Origin of the sequence: Azospirillum oryzae, assembly GCF_900177515.1 — a bacterium.
Taxonomy (GTDB): domain Bacteria; phylum Pseudomonadota; class Alphaproteobacteria; order Azospirillales; family Azospirillaceae; genus Azospirillum; species Azospirillum oryzae_A.
On sequence record NZ_FXAK01000004.1, the window covers coordinates 229,684 to 249,621 of the forward strand.

Annotated in this window: 11 protein-coding genes; 5 read left to right on the forward strand and 6 right to left on the reverse strand. The window is 67.5% G+C overall.

The genetic code is table 11. The annotated features are described in order from the left end of the window. Positions 1 to 258: 258 nt before the first annotated feature. Complete coding sequence (locus B9N97_RS08135) at positions 259 to 1,392, forward strand: glycosyltransferase family 4 protein (protein ID WP_167393244.1); 1,134 nt, start codon at positions 259 to 261, stop codon at positions 1,390 to 1,392. A gap of 39 nt (positions 1,393 to 1,431) precedes the next feature. Here B9N97_RS08135 and B9N97_RS36695 read toward each other — a convergent pair whose 3' ends face one another. From B9N97_RS36695 to B9N97_RS08155, 4 genes are all read right to left on the reverse strand, one after another. Next, positions 1,432 to 2,049, reverse strand: a complete 618-nt coding sequence (locus tag B9N97_RS36695) for a CatB-related O-acetyltransferase (RefSeq protein WP_085085164.1) — start codon at positions 2,047 to 2,049, stop codon at positions 1,432 to 1,434. A gap of 104 nt (positions 2,050 to 2,153) precedes the next feature. After that, entirely contained in the window at positions 2,154 to 3,074 is a 921-nt protein-coding gene (locus B9N97_RS08145; RefSeq protein ID WP_085085166.1) for a class I SAM-dependent methyltransferase, read from the reverse strand. Next, positions 3,067 to 3,825: a class I SAM-dependent methyltransferase gene (locus tag B9N97_RS08150; protein ID WP_085085168.1), complete on the reverse strand. Its 759-nt coding sequence runs from the start codon at positions 3,823 to 3,825 to the stop codon at positions 3,067 to 3,069. Before B9N97_RS08150 ends, B9N97_RS08145 begins: the two co-directional genes overlap by 8 nt. A gap of 55 nt (positions 3,826 to 3,880) precedes the next feature. After that, positions 3,881 to 5,800 carry a tetratricopeptide repeat protein gene (locus B9N97_RS08155; RefSeq protein WP_085085170.1) on the reverse strand — a complete coding sequence of 640 codons (1,920 nt, stop codon included), beginning with the start codon at positions 5,798 to 5,800 and terminating at the stop codon, positions 3,881 to 3,883. Positions 5,801 to 6,090: 290 nt separating this feature from the next. On the opposite strand from B9N97_RS08155, the gene gmd reads away from it, so the two are divergent. The 4 genes from gmd to B9N97_RS08175 all read left to right on the forward strand — a co-directional run bounded on the left by gmd (position 6,091) and on the right by B9N97_RS08175 (position 10,360). Further along, positions 6,091 to 7,146, forward strand: coding sequence for a GDP-mannose 4,6-dehydratase (gene gmd / locus B9N97_RS08160; RefSeq protein ID WP_085085172.1), 1,056 nt, complete (start codon positions 6,091 to 6,093; stop codon positions 7,144 to 7,146). Between the two features lie 46 nt (positions 7,147 to 7,192). Then, positions 7,193 to 8,854, forward strand: a complete 1,662-nt coding sequence (locus B9N97_RS08165) for a hypothetical protein (RefSeq protein ID WP_208621177.1) — start codon at positions 7,193 to 7,195, stop codon at positions 8,852 to 8,854. Between the two features lie 26 nt (positions 8,855 to 8,880). Continuing rightward, the gene (locus B9N97_RS08170; protein WP_143266519.1) at positions 8,881 to 9,861 is read left to right on the forward strand and encodes a GDP-mannose 4,6-dehydratase; all 981 of its coding nucleotides are present in this window, start codon (positions 8,881 to 8,883) and stop codon (positions 9,859 to 9,861) included. Positions 9,862 to 9,928: 67 nt separating this feature from the next. Next, positions 9,929 to 10,360, forward strand: coding sequence for a hypothetical protein (locus B9N97_RS08175; protein ID WP_085085179.1), 432 nt, complete (start codon positions 9,929 to 9,931; stop codon positions 10,358 to 10,360). 41 nt (positions 10,361 to 10,401) lie between these two features. Here the strand turns inward: B9N97_RS08175 and B9N97_RS08180 are convergent, their stop codons facing one another. Both B9N97_RS08180 and B9N97_RS08185 read right to left on the reverse strand, forming a co-directional pair. Continuing rightward, positions 10,402 to 12,273 (reverse strand): O-linked N-acetylglucosamine transferase, SPINDLY family protein, encoded by a 1,872-nt coding sequence (locus B9N97_RS08180; RefSeq protein ID WP_085085181.1) that lies wholly within the window; start codon positions 12,271 to 12,273, stop codon positions 10,402 to 10,404. A 173-nt stretch (positions 12,274 to 12,446) separates the two neighbouring features. Further along, on the reverse strand, positions 12,447 to 19,436 hold the full coding sequence (locus B9N97_RS08185; RefSeq protein WP_085085183.1) for a calcium-binding protein: 6,990 nt from the start codon (positions 19,434 to 19,436) through the stop codon (positions 12,447 to 12,449). Positions 19,437 to 19,938 lie beyond the last annotated feature (502 nt).

A 19,938-nucleotide genomic window follows, 5' to 3' on the forward strand; every position in this document is an offset into this window, starting at 1 on the left:
CTTTCGGGAGGTCGTCGCCTCCGCCTGTCGCGGCGGAGGGGAAGGGTCCGGGGAAGAGGGGCCAATCTCGGACAGTCCGCCAGCCTTTTCAACATGAAGCACCGCCCTGTCCGCTCCTTATGCCCGCCTCTTCCACCGCCCCTCCGCCCCTCGGATGGAGAGGCTATGAAACCGGCGGGCAGGCGGCCTATAACTCGCGAACCGCGCCCGGGGGTGCCGTCCGCCACCCGTTGTCCTTCCGAAGAGGCCTTTCGACCCATGAAGCTCCTCATCATCGACTCCCGTGTCTCGAAGGCGAGCGACGCCTACAGCGAAACGGAAGGAATGGGTGGGATCGCCTCGTCGCTGATCTACCTGTCCGACTGCCTCGCGGCCGAGGGGCATGAGGTCCTGCTCGCCATCGCCGGCGAACCGGGCAGGCGGCGAAGCGGGGTCAGGGTCGCCGACTGCACCAAGGTCACCGCCGCGGAACTGGACGGGATCGAGGCGGTCATCGTCAGCAACAACGCCGACAACGCGACCGCGGTGAAGCGGTTCCTCCCCTCCGTGCCCGTCTTCCTGTGGGTCCACATCCAGCACGACGTGTGGTTCCACGACCTGAAATGCCTGGCCCATTATCTGGACACCGACCACGCGCGCTCCGCCGACGGCATCGTGTTCGTCAGCGAATGGCAGAAGCGGGTCTTCCTGGAGAAGTTCAAGGGCACCATCCCGGCCGAGCGGTGCCATGTGATCCGCAACGCCTGCAACCCCTTCGTCCTGCGGCCGCGCGACGACGAGGCGGCGCTGTTCGAGGCCAAACGGGCGGCGCTGGAGGTGGCCTATGTCTCGGCGCCGACACGCGGGCTGGAAACGCTGCTGAAACTGTGGCCGGCGGTGCGGGCCGAATGCCCGGCCGCGACGCTGGCCGTCTATTCCGGGCAGTCGATCTACGGCGTCGCGCCGGCGGACGACCCCATCCACCGCCTGCTCAGCGGCATAACCATGGAGGGCGTCGATTATCGCGGTCCACTGTCCCATGCCCGGCTGACCGAGCGGCTGCTGGACACCGCCGTCGTCGCCTACCCCACCGCGTTCGAGGAGACCTCCGGCATCGCTCCCATCGAGGCGCTCGCCGCCGGCTGCAGCCTGGTGTGCACGGACCGCGGTGCGTTGCCGGAAAGCACGGCCGGCTTCGCCACCATGGTTCCCTACGGCGAGGAAGGCGGCGTCTTCGAGCGGGCCTTCACCGACGCCCTGACCGCCAAGATCAGGCAGTGGCGCGACGGCGACGGCACGGATCTCCGCGCCTCGCTCCGGCACCAGCGGCAGGCGATCACCGCCAACTACCGCTGGGAGAACCGTGCTCTGGAATGGAAGTCGCTGATCGCCCTTTACCGGACGGGGCGCTGACCGGGCCGCGTTCCGGCGGCCGGAACGCGGGGGCCCTGGTCAGTCCCGCAGGGCATCGGGGTCGCTGCTTACGGCAAGGCGGAACGCCTCCACATCGCCGCCGAATATAAGGCGGGCGAACCTGCGGATTTTGTCGTTGGGCCAGGACCACCAGCGTATCGACAGAAGAAAGTCGGCATCGGCGTCCGGCACCCGTTTACGGACGACCCTTGCCGGGTTGCCGACCGCCACGCCGTAGGGCGGGACGTTCCGGGACACGACGGCGCGCGCACCGATGATGGCTCCATCGCCCACCGTGACGCCGGAGAGTATGGATGCCCCTTCTCCGATCCATACGTCATTGCCGATGACGACGGGACCTTTGCTGGACGTGCTGTTCGGTCCGGCAAGTTCAGGCATCCACTCCGCCAGCATTTCTGCCGGGTAGGTCGAGACACCATCCATGGCATGCATGCCGCCAAAATAAATACGCACCCCATCTGCGATCGAGCAGAATTTCCCGATCTCGATCTTTCCCGGCTCTCCATAGGTAACGAGTTCAAGAGGATCGGAAAAATACGTGAACGATCCGATGGAAACCACGCAAGGGCTTTCATTCACGTTGAAGCTGTAGCGGCTATCCTGATCTGTACATTTGTGATTGAACTTGATGTACATGAGATGAATACCCGGCCATTGCAGAAGACGTGAAGCTTTTCGGATCGGCCATAAGCCAAACGGCATCATGGCCGGATGCCTGTGTGGTTCTGCCTGTGTGGCTCTCAGCGCTTCCGCGCCGCGAAGATGATCGGCGTTTCCCAGTGCAGGCGGCGCGCCAGCCAGATCGCCGGCTCCAGCAGGCCGGAGCGGTGGACGAAGGTGACGATGCGCTTGGCGACCGACAGCGCCGCCCAGTCGCCGAAGCCCAGCGTGCGCAGCCGCTGTTCGAAGACACCCCAGCCCCAGTCCAGCACCTCCAGCCGGCCGGGATGGCGGCGGAGCCAGCGGTCGAACCAGGGGCGGTCGATCAGGTTGAGGGTGTCCACATAGGACGGGTCGCGGCCGAACAGCCGGACATAGAGCTTCGCCAGCCCGGCCGGCATCCGCGGCAGCCACAGGATGCCGTAATGCCCCTCCCACCAGGAGCCGTAGTTCGGCACGACGACCAGCAGCAGCCCGCCCGGCTTCAGCACGCGCAGCGCCTCGTCCAGCACCGCCGCCGGGTCGCCGACATGCTCCAGCACATTGGAGGAATAGACGATGTCGAAGCTGGCATCCGCGAAGGGAATCGCCTCGCCGGTGGCGTCCTGCACCGCGTCGGCCGGCAGGCCGTAATGGTCGATCAGCCGGCGGCAGACGTCGAGCGTGGAGCTGTATTCGCCCATGCTGGGCTCGATGCCGTGGATGTCGAGCCCATGGGCGGTGCGCCCGCGCACCACGGTCATGCCGCAGCCGGAGCCCACCTCCAGGATGCGGGCCTTGTCCGCATCGACGCCGGCGGCCGCGGCGGTTCGCCGCAGCTCCGCCACCTGCTCGTCGGCGCGCGCCTCCGACAGCATGTCGCGCACGACGTCGGCAACCGGGACGCGGGTGACGCCGCCGATGAAGCCGCTGTCGATGTAGCCGTGGGACAGCAGCCGGCCCAGCTCCTCCCAGTCGGGAGGAAGCGTCCGATCCTCCTGCCCCGCCGCCGCCTCAGGCATTCTTCGTCGCCCGGATCACGAAGATCGTGGCGCTCTTCATCCGGCCCAGGCGGTCCTGGATGCACTCCGCCTTGAAGCCGTTGCGCTCGAACAGCGCGACGATCTCCTCGATCGAATAGAAGGTCTTGTAGGGCGGATAGTACCAGTCCTCGACCTGGGCCTGGATCGACACGTTGTCGGCGCGGCGGTTGATCTCCTGCCCCTTGAGGGCGCAGGCGACCTTGGTCAGTCCGGTGAAGAAGCCGCCGACCAGCTTGCGTCGGGCCGGCGTGTCCATGTAGGCGCGGCAGAAATGGCGCACGCCCTCATGCACCGGCGACAGCCAGGTCTTCAGGTAAAGGCCGAGATAGACGGTGCCGCCCGGCTTGGTGACGGCCATCAGGTTGCGCATCACCTTCATCGGATCGGGTGCCATCATCGCCACGCCCCAGCACCAGACCAGATCGAACGGCCCGAGGTTCGTGTCCAGTTCCTGCAGATCCTGGTGGTGGAACGCGATGTTGTCGCGGCCGAAGCGCTGGGCCTGCTGGCGCGCGGTGGCGAGGCTGTCCGACGACACGTCGACCGACACCACCTGCTCGGCCATCTCCGACAGGATGACCGAGCAGATGCCGTGGCCGCAGCCGGCATCCAGCGCCCGGCCGAGCTGCCGCTCGGTCAGCGTCTCCAGCATGTACTTCTTGGTCTCGTCGTAGATCGGCACGAAACGGGGCCAGAAGTCGTCGTAGAATTCCTTGGTCGCGAGATCCATGGGGCTGCCCTCCCGCCCTTTCGAGGGCGTCCTTCGGTCGTGATGGTGGTGGTCTTTAAGGGGTGCCGGACGGCGCCGTCCAGGGGGAATAGGGCCTGATCCGCCGCGCCGCCGCATCGGGCTCGACGAACAGGCGGGCGTTGCGGTTCAAAAGCGCCGCCAGCTGGCTGTAGCCGCTCTGGGCGCTGACGCCCAGAACGTCGGCGTTCATCAGCACATGGAAGTCCTGCAGGAACTCCAGCCCGGTCCAGGGCTGCGCCACGTCGGTCAGCGAGACCGGCGCGAACGCCGCGAAGTCGGCGATGGTCGCCGGATCGTCGGTGGCGATGTAGAGCACCGGCCGGTCCAGCGTCGGCCACAGTGCCTTCAGCCAGTCGACGTACCAGGCGGTTTCGGTGATGGTGTAGCGGAACCAGACGAAGTCGCCGCGACGGATGTGCAGCGCCACCACCGTGTTGCCGCGCGCTTTCAGCGCCTGCATCACCGGATCGACATGGGGCAGCCACTCGGGCCGCGGCCGCAGCCAGGACTGCACCCGCTCGCGCCATTCCTCACGGTGATCGAACAGGAACAGGGGCGAGAGGATGTCGACGTCCGGACGCGGGTCGTCGCGCCGCCCGGTCACCAGATCGTTCAGGATGCGCCGGGCGAAATGCATCGGCTTCAGCCCGCCCGAGGGCCGGGGATCGTCGAGGTCGAAGTAATAGCCGCCGACCCAGTCCGGCGTCTCCAGCCGGTAGCCGAATTTCTCGGCGTAGAGCCGCAGCAGCACATATTCCAGCACATTGTGGGCGAAGCGCCCATGGGTGGCCAGCGTGGAGGAGCAGATGCGCGGGGCGGCGGGGTCGGGGTTGGCCGGCCGCTCCAGCCGCCTGCCCTGCCGGGCCAGGACCTGTTGCAGTCCGGCGATCGACTTCACGGTGAAGAAGCGGCTGCCATGGCCATGGATGCCGGCCAGAACCTCCACCGCGCGGTCGACCTCGCCGGCCGCCAGCCAGCTTTCGGCGACGGCGGTCAGGCACTCGATGCGGAAGGTGTTGGGGTCGGCGGCATGCGGATAGCGGTAGTCGGCGAAGAAGCGCCGGGCCTCATCAAACCGCCCCTGGCGCACCAGCAGGGCCGACAGCATGTCGATGGCGCCGGGCACGTCGCTGCCCGGCCTGGTCAGCGCCAGCCGCAGCACCTGCTCCGCCTCGGCCTCGCGGCCAAGATCGGTCAGCACGTCGGCCAGCCGGGTCAGCGCCAGGGCGACGCCGGCGCGCGCGGCACCGGCATAGCTGTCGACCGCCGCATCGGCCAGCCCCGCGGCATGCTGGGCATTGCCCTGGTTGTAAAGCGTGTTGCCCTGCCCCGGCCGGATCAGGAGTCCGCGGCGGAAGCAGGTCAAGGCATCGGACGGATCGCCCAGCTCGAGCCGGATGTTCCCGAGATTCGCCTGGGCGTCGGCAAAGTCCGGCTGCAGGATGAGCGCGTTGCGCTGGCTTGCCTGCGCCGCCTCCACAGCCCCATTCTGGCGCAGCGCGATTCCGAGGTCGTGATAGGCATCGGCACGGCCGGGGGTCAGCCGCAGCACGCGGCGAAAAGCCACGGCGGCGGTCTCCCAGTCGCGCGGACCGCCGCGCCCGCCCAGCAGGAAGGCAAGCGCCGAATACGCGCCCTCCAGCCCCGGATCGATCAGGATCGCCCGGCGGTGGGCGGCGGCGGCGGCATCGACCTGCCCCAGCTCGGACAGGGTGCTGCCGAGATTGCAGGAGGCGTCCGCCATATCCGGCGCGATGCCGAGAGCGGCGCGGATCAGCTCGAGCGCCTTCTCCCGGCGTCCCTGGCGCCGCTCGATCAGTCCCAGCAGATGCAGGGCGTGGGCATTGCGCGGGTCGACCTCCAGAATGCGCAGATAGACCCCGCGCGCCTCGTCCAGGCGGCCGGCGCGCTGAAATCCAACGGCGATCTGCAATGCTTCGGCAACGGTAGCCATGACGATCCGTGCTGTGCGCGGCCCCCGGCCCCGGCCCCGCAGTCGCACCCGACCGAGGGCCGCCGGGGATGGCCGGCCCGTTCGGCGCGCACCCTATCGTTCCGCGATAGCCGCTTCAACTCCGTTCGTGCCGCGCCGGGGCTTCTCCACCCCCCCGAGAATGCGTCCTGCCGGAGGCTTCACTGCCCCCGTGCCTTCTCTGGGACCAGGACGCAACGCCCCTTGCCTTGCCCGGATCCTTTGAGGATAGTGCCCGATCATCAACGCTGTACAGATCAAGGGTCGGTCCTTTGCGCAAAGTTGCCCTCATCACCGGCGCCACCGGCCAGGATGGCGCGTATCTTGCCGAGCTTCTGCTGGGGAAGGGCTATATCGTCCATGGCGTCAAGCGCCGGTCCTCGTCCTTCAACACAGGGCGCGTGGAGCATCTCTACCGCGACCCACATGAGGAGGACGTGCGCTTCTTCATGCATTACGGCGACCTGACCGACAGCACCAACCTGATCCGGCTGGTCCAGCAGATCCAGCCGACCGAGATCTACAATCTGGCGGCCCAGAGCCACGTGCATGTGAGCTTCGAGACGCCGGAATACACCGCCAACGCCGACGGCATCGGCACGCTGCGCCTCTTGGAGGCGATCCGTATCCTGGGCCTGGAGAAGACCGCGCGCTTCTATCAGGCCTCCACCTCGGAGCTGTACGGCAAGGTGCAGGAGACGCCGCAGCGCGAGACCACGCCGTTCTACCCACGCAGCCCCTATGCCGCGGCCAAGCTGTACGCCTACTGGATCACGGTGAACTACCGCGAGGCCTACGGCATGCACGCCAGCAACGGCATCCTGTTCAACCATGAAGGCCCGACCCGCGGCGAGACCTTCGTCACCCGCAAGATCACCCGGGCGGTGGCCAGCATCGAACAGGGCCGCCAGGACTGCCTGTATCTGGGCAACCTGGACGCCAAGCGCGACTGGGGCCATGCGCGGGACTATGTCGAGGGGATGTGGCGCATCCTGCAGCAGGACGAGGCCGACGATTACGTGCTGGCCACCGGCGAGACCCACAGCGTGCGCGAGTTCGTCGAGCTGGCCTTCGGCCATGTCGGCCGCGGCATCGAGTGGCGCGGCGAGGGCGTCGACGAGGAAGGCGTCTGCCAGAAGACCGGCAAGGTGGTGGTGCGCATCGACCCGCGCTATTTCCGCCCGACCGAGGTCGACCTGCTGCTGGGCGATCCCAGCAAGGCGCGCGAGAAGCTGGGCTGGACCCACACCACCGCCTTCCGCGATCTGGTCCGCGAGATGGTCGAGTCCGACATGCGTCTGCTGGCCGACGGCGACGATCATCGCTGACACAAGCCATCCGATCTCTCAAGAGACCTTATCAAGGCGCCGTCCCATGACCGAGAACGCAACCTTGGCGGCGTGCAAGCCCCTGGTTTCAGCCATGGGGACGGCGCCGCCTTCGACGAAGGCGAAATGTGTTCACCAATCGTTCCAGGCAGAGTACGCTGCCCTCATGCGCGCCGCCACCCCCTCTTTCATCGCCGAGTTCCCGCTGCGCACCAGCGCAGCCGACGAACGCGTGCTGGAGGTGCGTTTGGAAGCGGCACGACACATCTACAACGCCTGCCTGGATGAGACGCTGAAGCGCCTTGCCCTGATGCGCCAGTCCAAAGACTGGCAGGCCGCCTGTCGCCTGGCCAGGAGCAAGGAACGCACCGCGCTGTTCAAGGCAGTGATGCTGCGCTTCTGCTTCTCGTCGGCGTCTGTCCAGAAACACGCCGAGGCGTGCCGGAACGCTTGCTGGATCGGCCAGCACCTCGGCAGCCACGACACGCAGACCACCTCCTTGCGCGCCTTCAAGGCGGTGCAGATGCACGCCTTCGGCAAGCGGGGGCGCCCCCGCTTCAAGGGCAAGAACCGGCTTTCCTCGGTCGAGGGCAAGGGCGACGCGGTGATCCGCCTGCGTTGGCAGGATGAAAAAGCCGTCGTGCTGTGGAACGGCCTCGTCCTGCCGCTCCTGCGCGATCCGCACGACCGCGACGGTTGGCAAAAGCAGGCGTTGGCGTGCCGGACCAAGTACGTCCGCGTCCTGCGCCGCAGCGTGCGCGGCAAGACGCGCTGGTATGCCCAATTGGTTCAGGAAGGGCTGGCACCACGCAAGGAGCGGCTGCCGGTCGGTGCTGGCATCGTCGGCCTGGACCTCGGGCCAAGCACCATCGCCGCCGTGTCGGACACGGATGCCACGCTGGAGCCGTTCTGCCCAGGCGTGGCCGACAGGGACCGGGCGATCCGCCGTCTCCAGCGCGCCATGGACCGGTCCCGCCGCGCCACCAACCCCGACGCCTTCAATGCGGATGGCACGTACCGCCGGGGTGCGCGCATCACAGTGCGCTCGCGCCGCTACCGCGTCCTGGCGGCCAAGAAGGCCGAGGTGGAACGGTGTCTGGCGGCCGAGCGCAAGCGAGCGCAGGGCGAACTCGTCAATCGTGTGCTGGCCCACGGCAACCTCATCAAGATGGAGAAGGTGAGTTACCGGAGTTTCCAGAGGAATTTCGGCCGGAGCGTAAAGCGTCGCGCGCCGTCCCTGTTCGTCTCGACGCTGAAGCGCAAGGCTGCGAGTGCCGGTGCTTCGGTGGTGGAGTTCGCAACGCGGACGACGCGGCTGTCGCAGGTCAGCCACGATACGGGTGAATACATGAAGAAGCCGCTGTCCCAGCGGTGGCACGTGTTCGCCGATGGCAGCCGGGTGCAGCGTGATCTGTACTCGGCGTGGCTCGCGCGCTTTGTCGAACAGGACAGGCTCGACGCATCCCAGTGCGCGTTGCATTGGGCGGCTGCGGAACCGCTGCTGAAACGGGCGGCGTCGGGCTTCACCCAATCTGCGAGCGGGGCGGGCTTTGCCGGTCCCCACGTCCGCCCTGGCAACAGGGGTGGCGTCGGAGCGGATCGTCCGTTGCAGGAGGATGGCCGCCGGACCGAGGCTGCGGATGCTGTAGCGCAAGCGAGAGCCGCAGAGAGGTCCGGCGCAGGCACCTCCAGAACCGCTTGGCTGTAGCCATGGGGAGGTTCAGCATTGGAGGAATGACCCGAAGCGAACCGAAGACCGCGCTGATCTTCGGCGTTTCGGGCCAGGACGGCGCCTATCTCTCGCAACTCCTGCTGGGCAAGGGCTATACGGTCCACGGCACCTCGCGCGACCGGGAGATGTCGAGCTTCGCCAACCTGCGGCGGCTCGGCATCTTCGGCCGGGTGGTCCTGCATTCGGCCGTGCTGACCGACTTCCGCAGCGTGGTCGAGGTGATCGCCCGCGTCCGCCCGGCCGAGATCTACAACCTCGCCAGCCAGGCCTCGGTCGGCCTGTCCTTCGACCAGCCGGTCGAGACGCTGAACAGCACCATCTCCAGCACCATCAACATCCTGGAGGCGATCCGCTTCCTGGGCTTGGACACCCGCTTCTACAGCGCCTGCTCCAGCGAATGCTTCGGCAACACCCAGGCGCCGGCGGACGAGACCACCCCCTTCCACCCCCGCAGCCCCTACGGCGTCGGCAAGGCCGCCGCCTTCTGGGCGGTCGCCAACTACCGCGAGGCCTACGGCCTGTTCGCCTGCTCCGGCATCCTGTTCAACCATGAATCGCCGCTGCGCCCGACCCGCTACGTCACGCAGAAGATCATCCGCGGCGCCGCCGACATCGCCGAGGGCAAGGCCGAGGTGCTGGAACTGGGGACGCTGTCGATCGCCCGCGACTGGGGCTGGGCTCCGGAATATGTCGACGCCATGGCCCGCATGCTGACCCTGGACGAGCCGCAGGATTTCGTGATCGCCACCGGCGAGGCGAGCCGGCTGGAGGATTTCGTCGCCCAGGCCTTCTCCTGTTTCGGGCTGGACTGGCGCCGCCATGTCGTCAGCAATCCGGACCTGCTGCGCCCGTCGGACATCGCGTTCAGCGTCGGCAACTCCGCCAAGGCGGAACGGCTGCTGGGATGGCGCGCCGAGCGGCGGATGGCCGACGTGGTCAGCGGACTGGCCGACGCCGAAATGGCGCGCCGGTCCGCCGATTGAGCGTGCGGAAAGCCCGGCCACCGGCCTCCCCCCCTGCGGAACAGCCTTTTCGGAGAGAACCCGTCCCATGTCGGCCAGGAGCAAGCTCGTCATCAACATCGAGGTGGACGACCGCACCGTCCTGTTTCCGGACGGCAAGTTCCTGTCCCACATCGCCCTGCATGAAGGCGAAACCTCGGAGGGTGACGGCGCGGTGCGGCTGGAAGGCGTCTTCCTGTTCAACGAAAGCCGGCTGGGGCCGGAGATCGCCTGCCTGGCAGTGGAGGACGCCCGCGAGTTCGCCCGGTCGATCCTGGACGCCGTGTTCCAGGGCCGCACCCAGCATGTCCTGTCGGAAGCCGCCAAGGTCGCGGTGGTCTTCAACCCGAACGGCTTCGTCCTGCGCTTCGGCGAAGGGGCGGTCCTGCGCGAGCTGTTCATCGGCTCTCCCGCCATCGTCCGGCTGGCCCAGGGTGTCCTGCGGATGGCCGACCGCCTGTCGGCGCTGCCCGCGCACTGACCCTCATCCCCAGCCGGCCGAACGGCTTGGCCGCGTTGCGGTCAGGCCGTCTCCTGGAAGAAGCGCTCGATCGCCCGGATCGACGTGTCGTCGTCGAACAGGACGCCGCATCGTTCGAGGATGCGCTGCCGGACCTGGGCGCGCAGCAGCGGATCGGTGCCGAGCCGGACTGCCCGGTCGACATAATCGGCCGGATCGCTCGCCACGCAGTCGTCGAGCCCCATCAGCTTGTAGAAGCCCAAGGTGTGGCGCCCGCGCATGAAGGCGCCGGGCCAGGTCACCACCGGCGTGCCAAAGGCCAGGGCCTCCAGGCTTGTCTTACCGCCGCTGTAATGGAACGGGTCGAGCATGACATCGGCATCGGCGGTCAAGGCGATGAAATCCGCCGCCGCCAGCCCCGGCAGCAGGCGGATGCGGCCGGCCACATCGGGCCCCTTGGCGGCCAGCCGCCGCACCAACGCGGCGCCTTGGCCGCGCGGATCGACGAAGACGAGGATGCCGTCACGGTCCCGCCGCAAGATGGCGATCAGCGCCTCGTCATAGTCGGGGTGAATCTTGAACAGGCTCTGCGGACAGAGATAGAGCCGGCTCGCGGCAGGCAAGCCGAAATCGATGCGGGTCTTGCGCGGCTCGTCCAGATGCGGGCGCCGGTAGCGGACGGTCGGGCCGGGCAGACGGATCAGGCGTTCGCTGTAATGGGCCTCGCCATCCTCCGGCTCCATCGCGTCGCAGCTCAAAAAGCAGTCCAAGGTGGGAATGCCCGTGGTGTCCGGGTGCCCCCAGGTCAGGCATTGCAGCGGCGCCAGCCGGGAAAAGGCAAGGAAGTAGGTGAAGGGCGACATGCCGATGTCGGTGTAGTAGAGGACATCCAGCCGCGTCTCGGCGATGATCCGCCTTGCGGCATCGAGATCGCCCGGAATGTCGACGGCCCGGTCGGCCACCATACGCAGATGGCGTCGCAGGTTGTCGTCCGGCCCCGGCGTGAGGAACAGCACCACCTCGAAGCGCTCGCGCGACAGCCGCTCGATCAGCCCTTCGTTCAGCATGCCGATGGTGTGATTGTGGAAATAATCGGAGATGAAGCCGACGCGCAGCCGCCGTCCGGCCCTGTCCTCCGCCCTGGCGGGCTCCCAGCAATGTGCGGCGGTGTAGAGCAAGGAGGGGCAAGCCTCCCGGTACAAGGCGGCCAGTTCACTGTTCAAGGCGCGATCATCGAGCCCATGATAGGACAGGAAAAAAGAGGTGACGCCGATCTCGCGCATCGGGTCGGCGATGCGCAGCCCGTGCTCGCGCGCCTGCCGCAGCACCTCGGCGCAGTGGGAGCGGCTTTCCTCGATTTCGGCCACTGAGCGGGGAATGACCGGCAAGCTCAGCGCTTCGCGCACCAACAGCCCGTCCCCTCCGCCCAGCCGCCAAGCCCGGCGGTAGGCCCGCCGCGCCTCGTCCAGCCGGCCGTCGCGCTGGGCCACGATGGCAAGCTTGCGGTAGGCCTCCGCCATTCCGGGTTCCAGTGCCAGCCGGTGCTTGAAGGGAACGAGCGCTTGTTGGTTTCGGCCAAGGTCGCCCAGGCAGCTTCCCAGCCCGTCGAGCAACCGGGAATTAGCCGGCCGCAGTTGCAAGGCGCGATGGAATGCCGCCGCCGCATCGCCTCTGCGGCCAAGGGACAGGAGCAGGATGGCCCGGTTCACCGCATAGACCGGCTGGCTTGGGTCGAGAAGCATGGCCGCGCCGATGTGGCCCAGCCCCTCCTCGCCTTGGCCGGACGCGCACAAGGCGGTGCCGAGGATGTGCCGGGCAACGGCATGATCGGGCGCCAACCGCAGCACTGCCCGCGCGTGCACCGCCGCCTCGACGAAGTGCCCGGCGGCATGAAGCTGCTGGGCCTGGGTGAAAGCATTCTGGATCGAGGTCATCGGGAGCCGGAGCAGAGTGGAGGCGAAACCGGGTCGCCGTCACCTGTGCGGCCCCATGGCCGACCTTAGAGCCTGTCGGATGCTTATTGAAGCATCCGTCGCACAAAGAGAAAGGGGCGCCCTTGCGGGCGCCCCTCCCTTTACCGTGGTACTTGGGCTCACACCCCCAGCCATCAACCGAGGTTGATGTCCGTGAGCGAGAGCGTCCCAGTGCCGTTGTACACGCCGAGCAGGCGAACCTCGGTGGTGGCCACCTGGCCGTCGCCGTTGGTATCGACCACCTGGTACAGGCCGCTGCTGGTGCCGTTGTTGGCCAGAACCAGCGTGCTCGCACCGGCCGACGAGTTCGTCAGCGTACCCAGAGCCGTGCGGAAGTTGGCGAGGCCAGCATCCGTCAGGCTGCCGCTGACGACCGACGTCAGGCTGACCAGTTCATTGGTCATGCTCACGCCGTTGGTCGCAGCAGACGCCGTCGACAGCGAGGCATCGCCGTTCTTGTCCGCCGTGGTCCGGGCCGTACCGGTCAGCTCCACCTTGTCGGTGCCCGACTGGAAGTTCGAGACCGAGACGAAGCCGGTGTTCGCACCCAGCGACGCGATGTCGCTGAAGGACGAGTACACCACCGTATCGGTGCCGCTGCCGGAGAGGGTCAGGCTGTCGCCCGTACCACCCAGGAAGCGGATCGAACCGCTGCTCACCGTGATCGAGTCGGTGCCGGCACCGCCGATCAGCGTCTCGATGCCCGAAACCACCGTCATCGTCACACCGGTGTCACCCAGGGTGATGACGTCGCTGCCGGTACCGCCGGTCAGCGTCTCGATGCCACGCAGCAGAACGGTGTTGCCGCCATCGCCGAGGGTGACGCTATCAGTGCCGGCGCCGCCGACCATGATCTCGATCCCGCTCTCGGCCCGCATGGTGACGCCGGTGTCGCCCAGGATCACCAGGTCGCTGCCCGCACCACCGATCATGGTGTCGATGCCGCGGGTGATGACGGTGTTGCCCGCCGAACCCAGCGTCACGACATCCGAACCGGTGCCGCCGACCAGGAACTCGACGCCCGAAGCCGTCATCGTCACGCCGGCCGAACCGGTGAAGACGATGTCGGTGTTCGCACCGCCGGTCAGGGTGTCGATGCCCGTCACGGTGATGGTGTTCGCCGTGTCGCCCAGAGTGATGACGTCGGTGCTGACGCCGCCAATCAGGGTTTCGACGCCACGGGTCAGCAGGGTCGTGCCCGAGGTGCCGATGGTCACCACGTCGGTGGCAGCGCCGCCAACGAGGATCTCGATCCCCGAACCCAGCGTCATCGTCACGCCGGTGTCGCCCAGGAACACCAGATCGCTGCCCGCGCCGCCCGACAAGGTGTCGATGCCGCGGGTGATGATGGTGTTGCCCGAGGAGCCCAGGGTCACGACATCCGAACCGGTGCCGCCGACCAGGAACTCGACGCCCGAAGCCGTCATCGTCACACCGGCCGTGCTGGTGAAGACGATGTCGGTGTTCGCACCGCCGGTCAGGGTCTCGATGCCCGTCACGGTGATGGTGTTCACCGTGTCACCCAGAGTGATGACGTCGGTGCCGACGCCGCCGATCAGGGTCTCGATGCCGCGGGTCAGCAGGGTCGTGCCCGAGGTGCCGATGGTCACCACGTCGGTGGCAGCGCCGCCAACGAGGATCTCCAGGTTCGCACCCAGGGTCAGCGTGTTGCCGGTGTCACCCAGGATCACCAGGTCGGAACCCGCACCGCCGATCAGCGTCTCGATGCCGCGGATGGTGGTGGTGTTGCCGGCCGTGCCCAGGGTCAGGACGTCGGTGCCGGCAGAGCCGATCACGTAGTCCGCACCCGAGACCATGAGGGTCGAACCAGCCGTGCTGGTGAAGATCACCTCCAGGCCCGTGCCGCCGATCAGCGTCTCGATGTTGGTCGCCACCAGCGTGCCGCCGGCCGTGCCGATGGTCACCACGTCGGTGCCCACGCCACCGGTCAGCGTCTCGATGCCGCTCACCAGCAGGGTGTTGCCCGCCGTGCCCAGCGTGACGATGTCGGAGGCCAAACCGCCGACCAGCGTCTCGATCCCGCCGACGAGCAGCGAGTTGGCCGTGTCGCCCAGCGTGATGACGTCGGTGCCAGCAGAGCCCGTCAGCGTCTCGATGCCGCGCAGCAGCACCGTGTTGCCGGCCGTGCCCAGCGTGACGACATCCACACCCGTGCCGCCGACCAGGATTTCGAGAGCCGACGCCAGCAGCGTCGAACCGCCCGAACCCAGGAACACGAGGTCGGAACCCGTGCCGCCCGTGATGGTCTCCAGCGCGTTGGCAACCAGGGTGTTGCCCACGGTGCCCAGCGTGACGACGTCGGTGCCCACGCCACCGGTCAGGGTCTCCAGACCCGAAACCAGCAGGGTGCTGCCCGCCGTGCCCAGCGAGATCAGGTCGAGGCCTGCGCCGCCGGCCAGAGTCTCGATGCCCGAAGCCAGCATGGTGGTGCCGGTGTCGCCAATGGTGACGACGTCGGTGCCGACGGAGCCGGTCAGGGTCTCCAGGCCACGCAGGATCAGGGTGTTGCCGGCGGTGCCCAGCGTGACGACGTCCGAAGCCGTGCCGCCGACCAGGATCTCGATGCCCGAGGCCAGGACGGTGCTGCCGGCCGAACCCAGGAAGATCACGTCGGTGCCCGAACCGCCGGTGACCGTCTCCAGCAGGTTGGCGAGCAGCGTGCTGCCGGCCGTGCCGATGGTGATCAGGTCGGTGCCCACGCCACCGGTCAGGGTCTCCAGACCCGAAACCAGCAGGGTGTTGCCGCCCGTGCCCAGCGTGACGACGTCGTTGCCCGTGCCGCCATTCAGCGTCTCGATCAGCGTCACCGCGAGGGTGCTGCCGGCCGAGCCCAGCGTGACGACATCGGAGAGCGTGCTACCGGTCAGGGTCTCCAGACCCGAAACCAGCAGGGTGCCGCCCGTCGTGCCGATGGTGATGGCATCGGTGGCAGCGCCGCCGATGATCGTCTCGAACAGCGAGACCGTCGCGGTGTTGGCCGTGTCGCCCAGCGTCAGGACGTCGGTGCCGACGTTACCGGTCAGCGACTCGATGCCACGCAGCAGCACCGTGTTGCCGGCCGTGCCCAGCGTGACGACGTCGGTGCCCACGCCACCGATCAGGATGTCGATGCCCGACACCAGGACCGTCGAGCCGCCCGAACCCAGGTAGACCAGCTCCGAACCCGTGCCGCCGGTGATCGTCTCCAGCAGGTTGGCAAGCAGCGTGCCGCCAGCCGAACCGATGGTGACGACGTCGGTGCCCACGCCACCGGTCAGGGTCTCCAGACCCGAAACCAGCAGGGTGTTGCCCGCCGTGCCCAGCGTGATGGCGTCGGTCGCAGCGCCGCCAGCCAGCGTCTCGATGCCCGAAACCACCATGGTGGTGCCGGTATCGCCGATGGTGATGACGTCGGTGCCAGCCGCACCCGTCAGGCTCTCCAGGCCACGGACGATGACCGTGTTGCCCGCAGTGCCCAGCGTGACCGTATCGCTGCCCGCACCGCCGATCAGGAACTCCAGACCGGAAGCCAGGACCGTGTTGCCGGCCGAGCCGAGGAAGACGAGGTCGGTGCCGGCGGCACCCGTGATCGTCTCGATGCCCGAGGCCAGCAGGGTGCCGCCCACGGTGCTGAGCGTGACGACGTCGGTGCCCACGCCACCGGTCAGGGTCTCCAGCAGCGACACCAGGACGGTGTTGCCGGCGGTGCCCAGACGGACGACATCGTTGCCGACCTGACCGGTCAGCGTCTCGATACCGGACACCAGGATGGTGTTGCCGAGGACCGAGCCGATGGTGATGACGTCGGTGCCGGCGCCACCGGTCAGCGTCTCGACGGCCGAGACGAACAGGGTGTTGCCGCCGGTGCCGATGGTGATGGCATCGGTGGCAGCGCCGCCGATGATCGTCTCGAACAGCGAAACCGTCGCGGTGTTGCCGGTGTCGCCCAGCGTCAGGACGTCGGTGCCGACGTTACCGGTCAGATCCTCGATGCCGCGCAGCAGCACCGTGTTGCCGGCCGTGCCCAGCGTGACGACGTCGGTGCCCACGCCACCGATCAGGATGTCGATGCCCGACACCAGGACCGTCGAACCGGACGTACCGAGGTAGACCAGCTCCGAACCCGTGCCGCCGGTGATCGTCTCCAGCAGGTTGGCAAGCAGCGTGCCGCCAGCCGAACCGATGGTGACGACGTCGGTGCCCACGCCACCGGTCAGGGTCTCCAGACCCGAAACCAGCAGGGTGTTGCCCGCCGTGCCCAGCGTGATGGCGTCGGTCGCAGCGCCGCCAGCCAGCGTCTCGATGCCCGAAACCACCATGGTGGTGCCGGTATCGCCGATGGTGATGACGTCGGTGCCAGCCGCACCCGTCAGGCTCTCCAGGCCACGGACGATGACCGTGTTGCCCGCAGTGCCCAGCGTGACCGTATCGCTGCCCGCACCGCCGATCAGGAACTCCAGACCGGAAGCCAGGACCGTGTTGCCGGCCGAGCCGAGGAAGACGAGGTCGGTGCCGGCGGCACCCGTGATCGTCTCGATGCCCGAGGCCAGCAGGGTGCCGCCCACGGTGCTGAGCGTGACGACGTCGGTGCCGACGTTACCGGTCAGGGTCTCCAGACCCGAAACCAGCAGGGTGCTGCCCGCCGTGCCCAGCGTGACGGCGTCGGTCGCCGCGCCGCCGGTGATCGTCTCCAGCAGGCTGGCGAGGACGGTGTTGCCGGCCGAACCCAGGGTGATGACGTCGGTGCCCACGCCACCGGTCAGGGTCTCCAGACCCGAAACCAGCAGGGTGCTGCCCGCGGTGCCCAGCGTGACGACGTCGGAAGCCGTACCGCCCGTGAGGGTCTCGAGGCCGCTGACGGTCAGCGTGTTGGCGGTGTCGCCCAGCGTGACGACGTCGGTACCGACGCCACCGGTCAGAACCTCGATGCCGCGCAGCAGCACCGTGTTGCCGGCCGTGCCCAGCGTGACAACGTCGGTGCCGACACCGCCGACCAGGATCTCAAGGCCGGAAGCCAGGACCGTGTTGCCCGCGGTGCCGAGGTAGACGAGGTCGGAACCGGTACCGCCGGTGATCGTCTCCAGCAGGCTGGCGAGGACGGTGTTGCCGGCCGAACCCAGGGTGACGAGGTCGGTGCCGACACCGCCGGTCAGGGTCTCGACCAGGGTGACGCGCAGGGTGTTGCCCGCGGTGCCCAGCGTGACGACGTCGGTCGACGCACCACCCGTCAGGGTCTCGATGCCGCCGACGGTCAGCGTGTTGGCGGTGTCGCCCAGCGTGACGACGTCGGTGCCGACGCCACCGGTCAGGCTCTCCAGACCACGGACGATCAGCGTGTTGCCGGCCGTGCCCAGGGTGACGATGTCGGAAGCCGTATCACCGACCAGGATCTCGACGCCCGAAACCAGGACCGTGTTGCCCGTGGTGCCGAGGTAGACGAGGTCGGAACCGCTGCCGCCGGTGATCGTCTCCAGCAGGTTGGTGAGGACGGTGTTGCCGGCCGAACCCAGGGTGACGAGGTCGGTGCCGACACCGCCGGTCAGGGTCTCGACCAGGGTGACCAGCAGGGTGTTGCCCGCGGTGCCCAGCGTGACGACGTCGGTGGCCGTACCGCCCGTGAGGGTCTCGATGCCGCCGACGGTCAGCGTGTTGACGGTGTTGCCCAGCGTGACGACGTCGGTGCCGACGCCACCGGTCAGGAACTCCAGACCACGGACGGTCAGCGTGTTGCCGGCCGTGCCCAGCGTGACCACGTCGGTGGCGGTGCCGCCAACCAGGATCTCAAGGTTGGAAGCCAGGACCGTGTTGCCGGCCGAGCCCAGCGTGACGACATCGGTGCCAGCGCCGCCGGTCAGGGTCTCGAGCGCGCCGGCGAGGATCGTGTTGCCGGTCGTGCCCAGCGTCACGACGTCGGAGGTCGTGCTGCCGGTGATCGTGTCGATGGCGTTGATCAGCAGGGTGCTGCCGGTCGTGCCCAGCGTGACCACGTCGAGGGCGGTCGTGCCGGTCAGGGTCTCGATCGCGCCGACCGTGACGGTGTTGCCGCCGGTGCCCAGCGTGACGACGTCGGTGCCGACACCGCCGGTGATCGTGTCGATGGCGTTGATCAGCAGGGTGCTGCCGGTCGTGCCCAGCGTGACCACGTCGAGGGCGGTTGTGCCGGTCAGGGTCTCGATCGCACCGACCGTGATGGTGCTGCCGCCGGAGGTCAGGATGATCGCATCGGTGCCGATACCGCCCGTCAGGGCCTCGATACCGCCGATCAGCAGGGTGTTGCCCACGCTGTCGAGCGTGATGACGTCGGTGCCAACACCGCCCGTCAGGGTTTCCAGAGCCGAAACCAGCAGGGTGTTGCCGGCCGTGCCCAGGGTGACGATGTCGGTGCCACCCTGACCGAACAGCGTCTCAAGGCCGCTGGCCAGAATGGTGTTGCCGGACGTGCCCAGCGCAACGGCGTCGGTGGCCGTGCTGCCAATGATCGTGTCGATCGCGTTGATCAGCAAGGTGCTGCCGGTCGTGCCCAGCGTGACCACGTCGAGGGCGGTCGTGCCGGTCAGGGTCTCGATCGCGCCGACCGTGATGGTGCTGCCGCCGGTGGCCAGGGTGATGACGTCGGTGCCCACGCCGCCGGTGACGGCTTCGATGCCGCTGATCAGCAGGGTGTTGCCGGCCGTGCCCAGGGTGACGACATCGGTGCCGACGCCGCCGGTGATCGTCTCGATCGACGAAACCAGCAGGCTATTGCCCGCGGTGCCCAGGATGACGACGTCGGTGCCCACGCCGCCGGTGATCGTCTCAAGCAGGTTCACCAGCATGGTGGCACTGGACGAGCCGACCGTGATCACGTCGGTGCCCACGCCGCCGGTGATCGTCTCAAGCAGGTTCACCAGCATGGTGGCACCGGACGTGCCGACCGTGATCACGTCGGTGCCCACGCCGCCGGTGATCGTCTCAAGCAGGTTCACCAGCATGGTGGCACCGGACGTGCCGATCGACACCACGTCGGTGGTGTTGCTGCCCACCAGGGTTTCCAGCAGCGAAACCTGGAGGGTAGAACCGGCAGTCAAGGTGATGAAATCGGTGCCGGTGCTGCCGATCAGGGTCTCAAGCGTCGAGATAGACACCGTGTTACCGGCAGTCCCGAGCGTGATGACATCGGTACCAACGTTACCGATAATTGTATCGAACTGCCCCAATGTTAGGGTTGAACCCGTAGTTACGCCTACGGTGTAGGGTCCAGCCATTAGTAATCCCCTTCAGGTTTGGTTCGCCGGCGGATGAACCATTCTAAGGTGTGCGTCACACTGCCTGCAGGCAGACAGACTCAGTCCTAGCGCGGACTAACACACCATGCCCTTGTTATCCGAAGGAATGCGCCTATGGCAATCCGTTTCTACCGAAGTGGGTAGGCCGTAGTGGCCGATGCCGCGCGCACCTCTGGAAGGGGTGGCCAAACGGTGAGGCCACCTTTCTCCAAGCCTTTGCAATGCCTTGGAAAATGAGCAGTATGGCGAAATCGCCACAGGCTGCGCGAAGTTGGTGGCACCCACTATTCAGTTGGTGTTCAGGCTGGAGCTTGGCCGCAGGAAGGAGGCAGCACCCTCGAATCGAGTGAAAGACCACGAA

Coding starts and splice junctions, on each gene's coding strand:
- B9N97_RS08135 (WP_167393244.1), top strand. CDS start 259: ATGAAGCTCCTCATCATCGACTCCCGTGTCTCGAAGGCGAGCGACGCC.
- B9N97_RS36695 (WP_085085164.1), bottom strand. CDS start 2,049: ATGTACATCAAGTTCAATCACAAATGTACAGATCAGGATAGCCGCTAC.
- B9N97_RS08145 (WP_085085166.1), bottom strand. CDS start 3,074: ATGCCTGAGGCGGCGGCGGGGCAGGAGGATCGGACGCTTCCTCCCGAC.
- B9N97_RS08150 (WP_085085168.1), bottom strand. CDS start 3,825: ATGGATCTCGCGACCAAGGAATTCTACGACGACTTCTGGCCCCGTTTC.
- B9N97_RS08155 (WP_085085170.1), bottom strand. CDS start 5,800: ATGGCTACCGTTGCCGAAGCATTGCAGATCGCCGTTGGATTTCAGCGC.
- B9N97_RS08165 (WP_208621177.1), top strand. CDS start 7,193: ATGACCGAGAACGCAACCTTGGCGGCGTGCAAGCCCCTGGTTTCAGCC.
- B9N97_RS08170 (WP_143266519.1), top strand. CDS start 8,881: ATGACCCGAAGCGAACCGAAGACCGCGCTGATCTTCGGCGTTTCGGGC.
- B9N97_RS08175 (WP_085085179.1), top strand. CDS start 9,929: ATGTCGGCCAGGAGCAAGCTCGTCATCAACATCGAGGTGGACGACCGC.
- B9N97_RS08180 (WP_085085181.1), bottom strand. CDS start 12,273: ATGACCTCGATCCAGAATGCTTTCACCCAGGCCCAGCAGCTTCATGCC.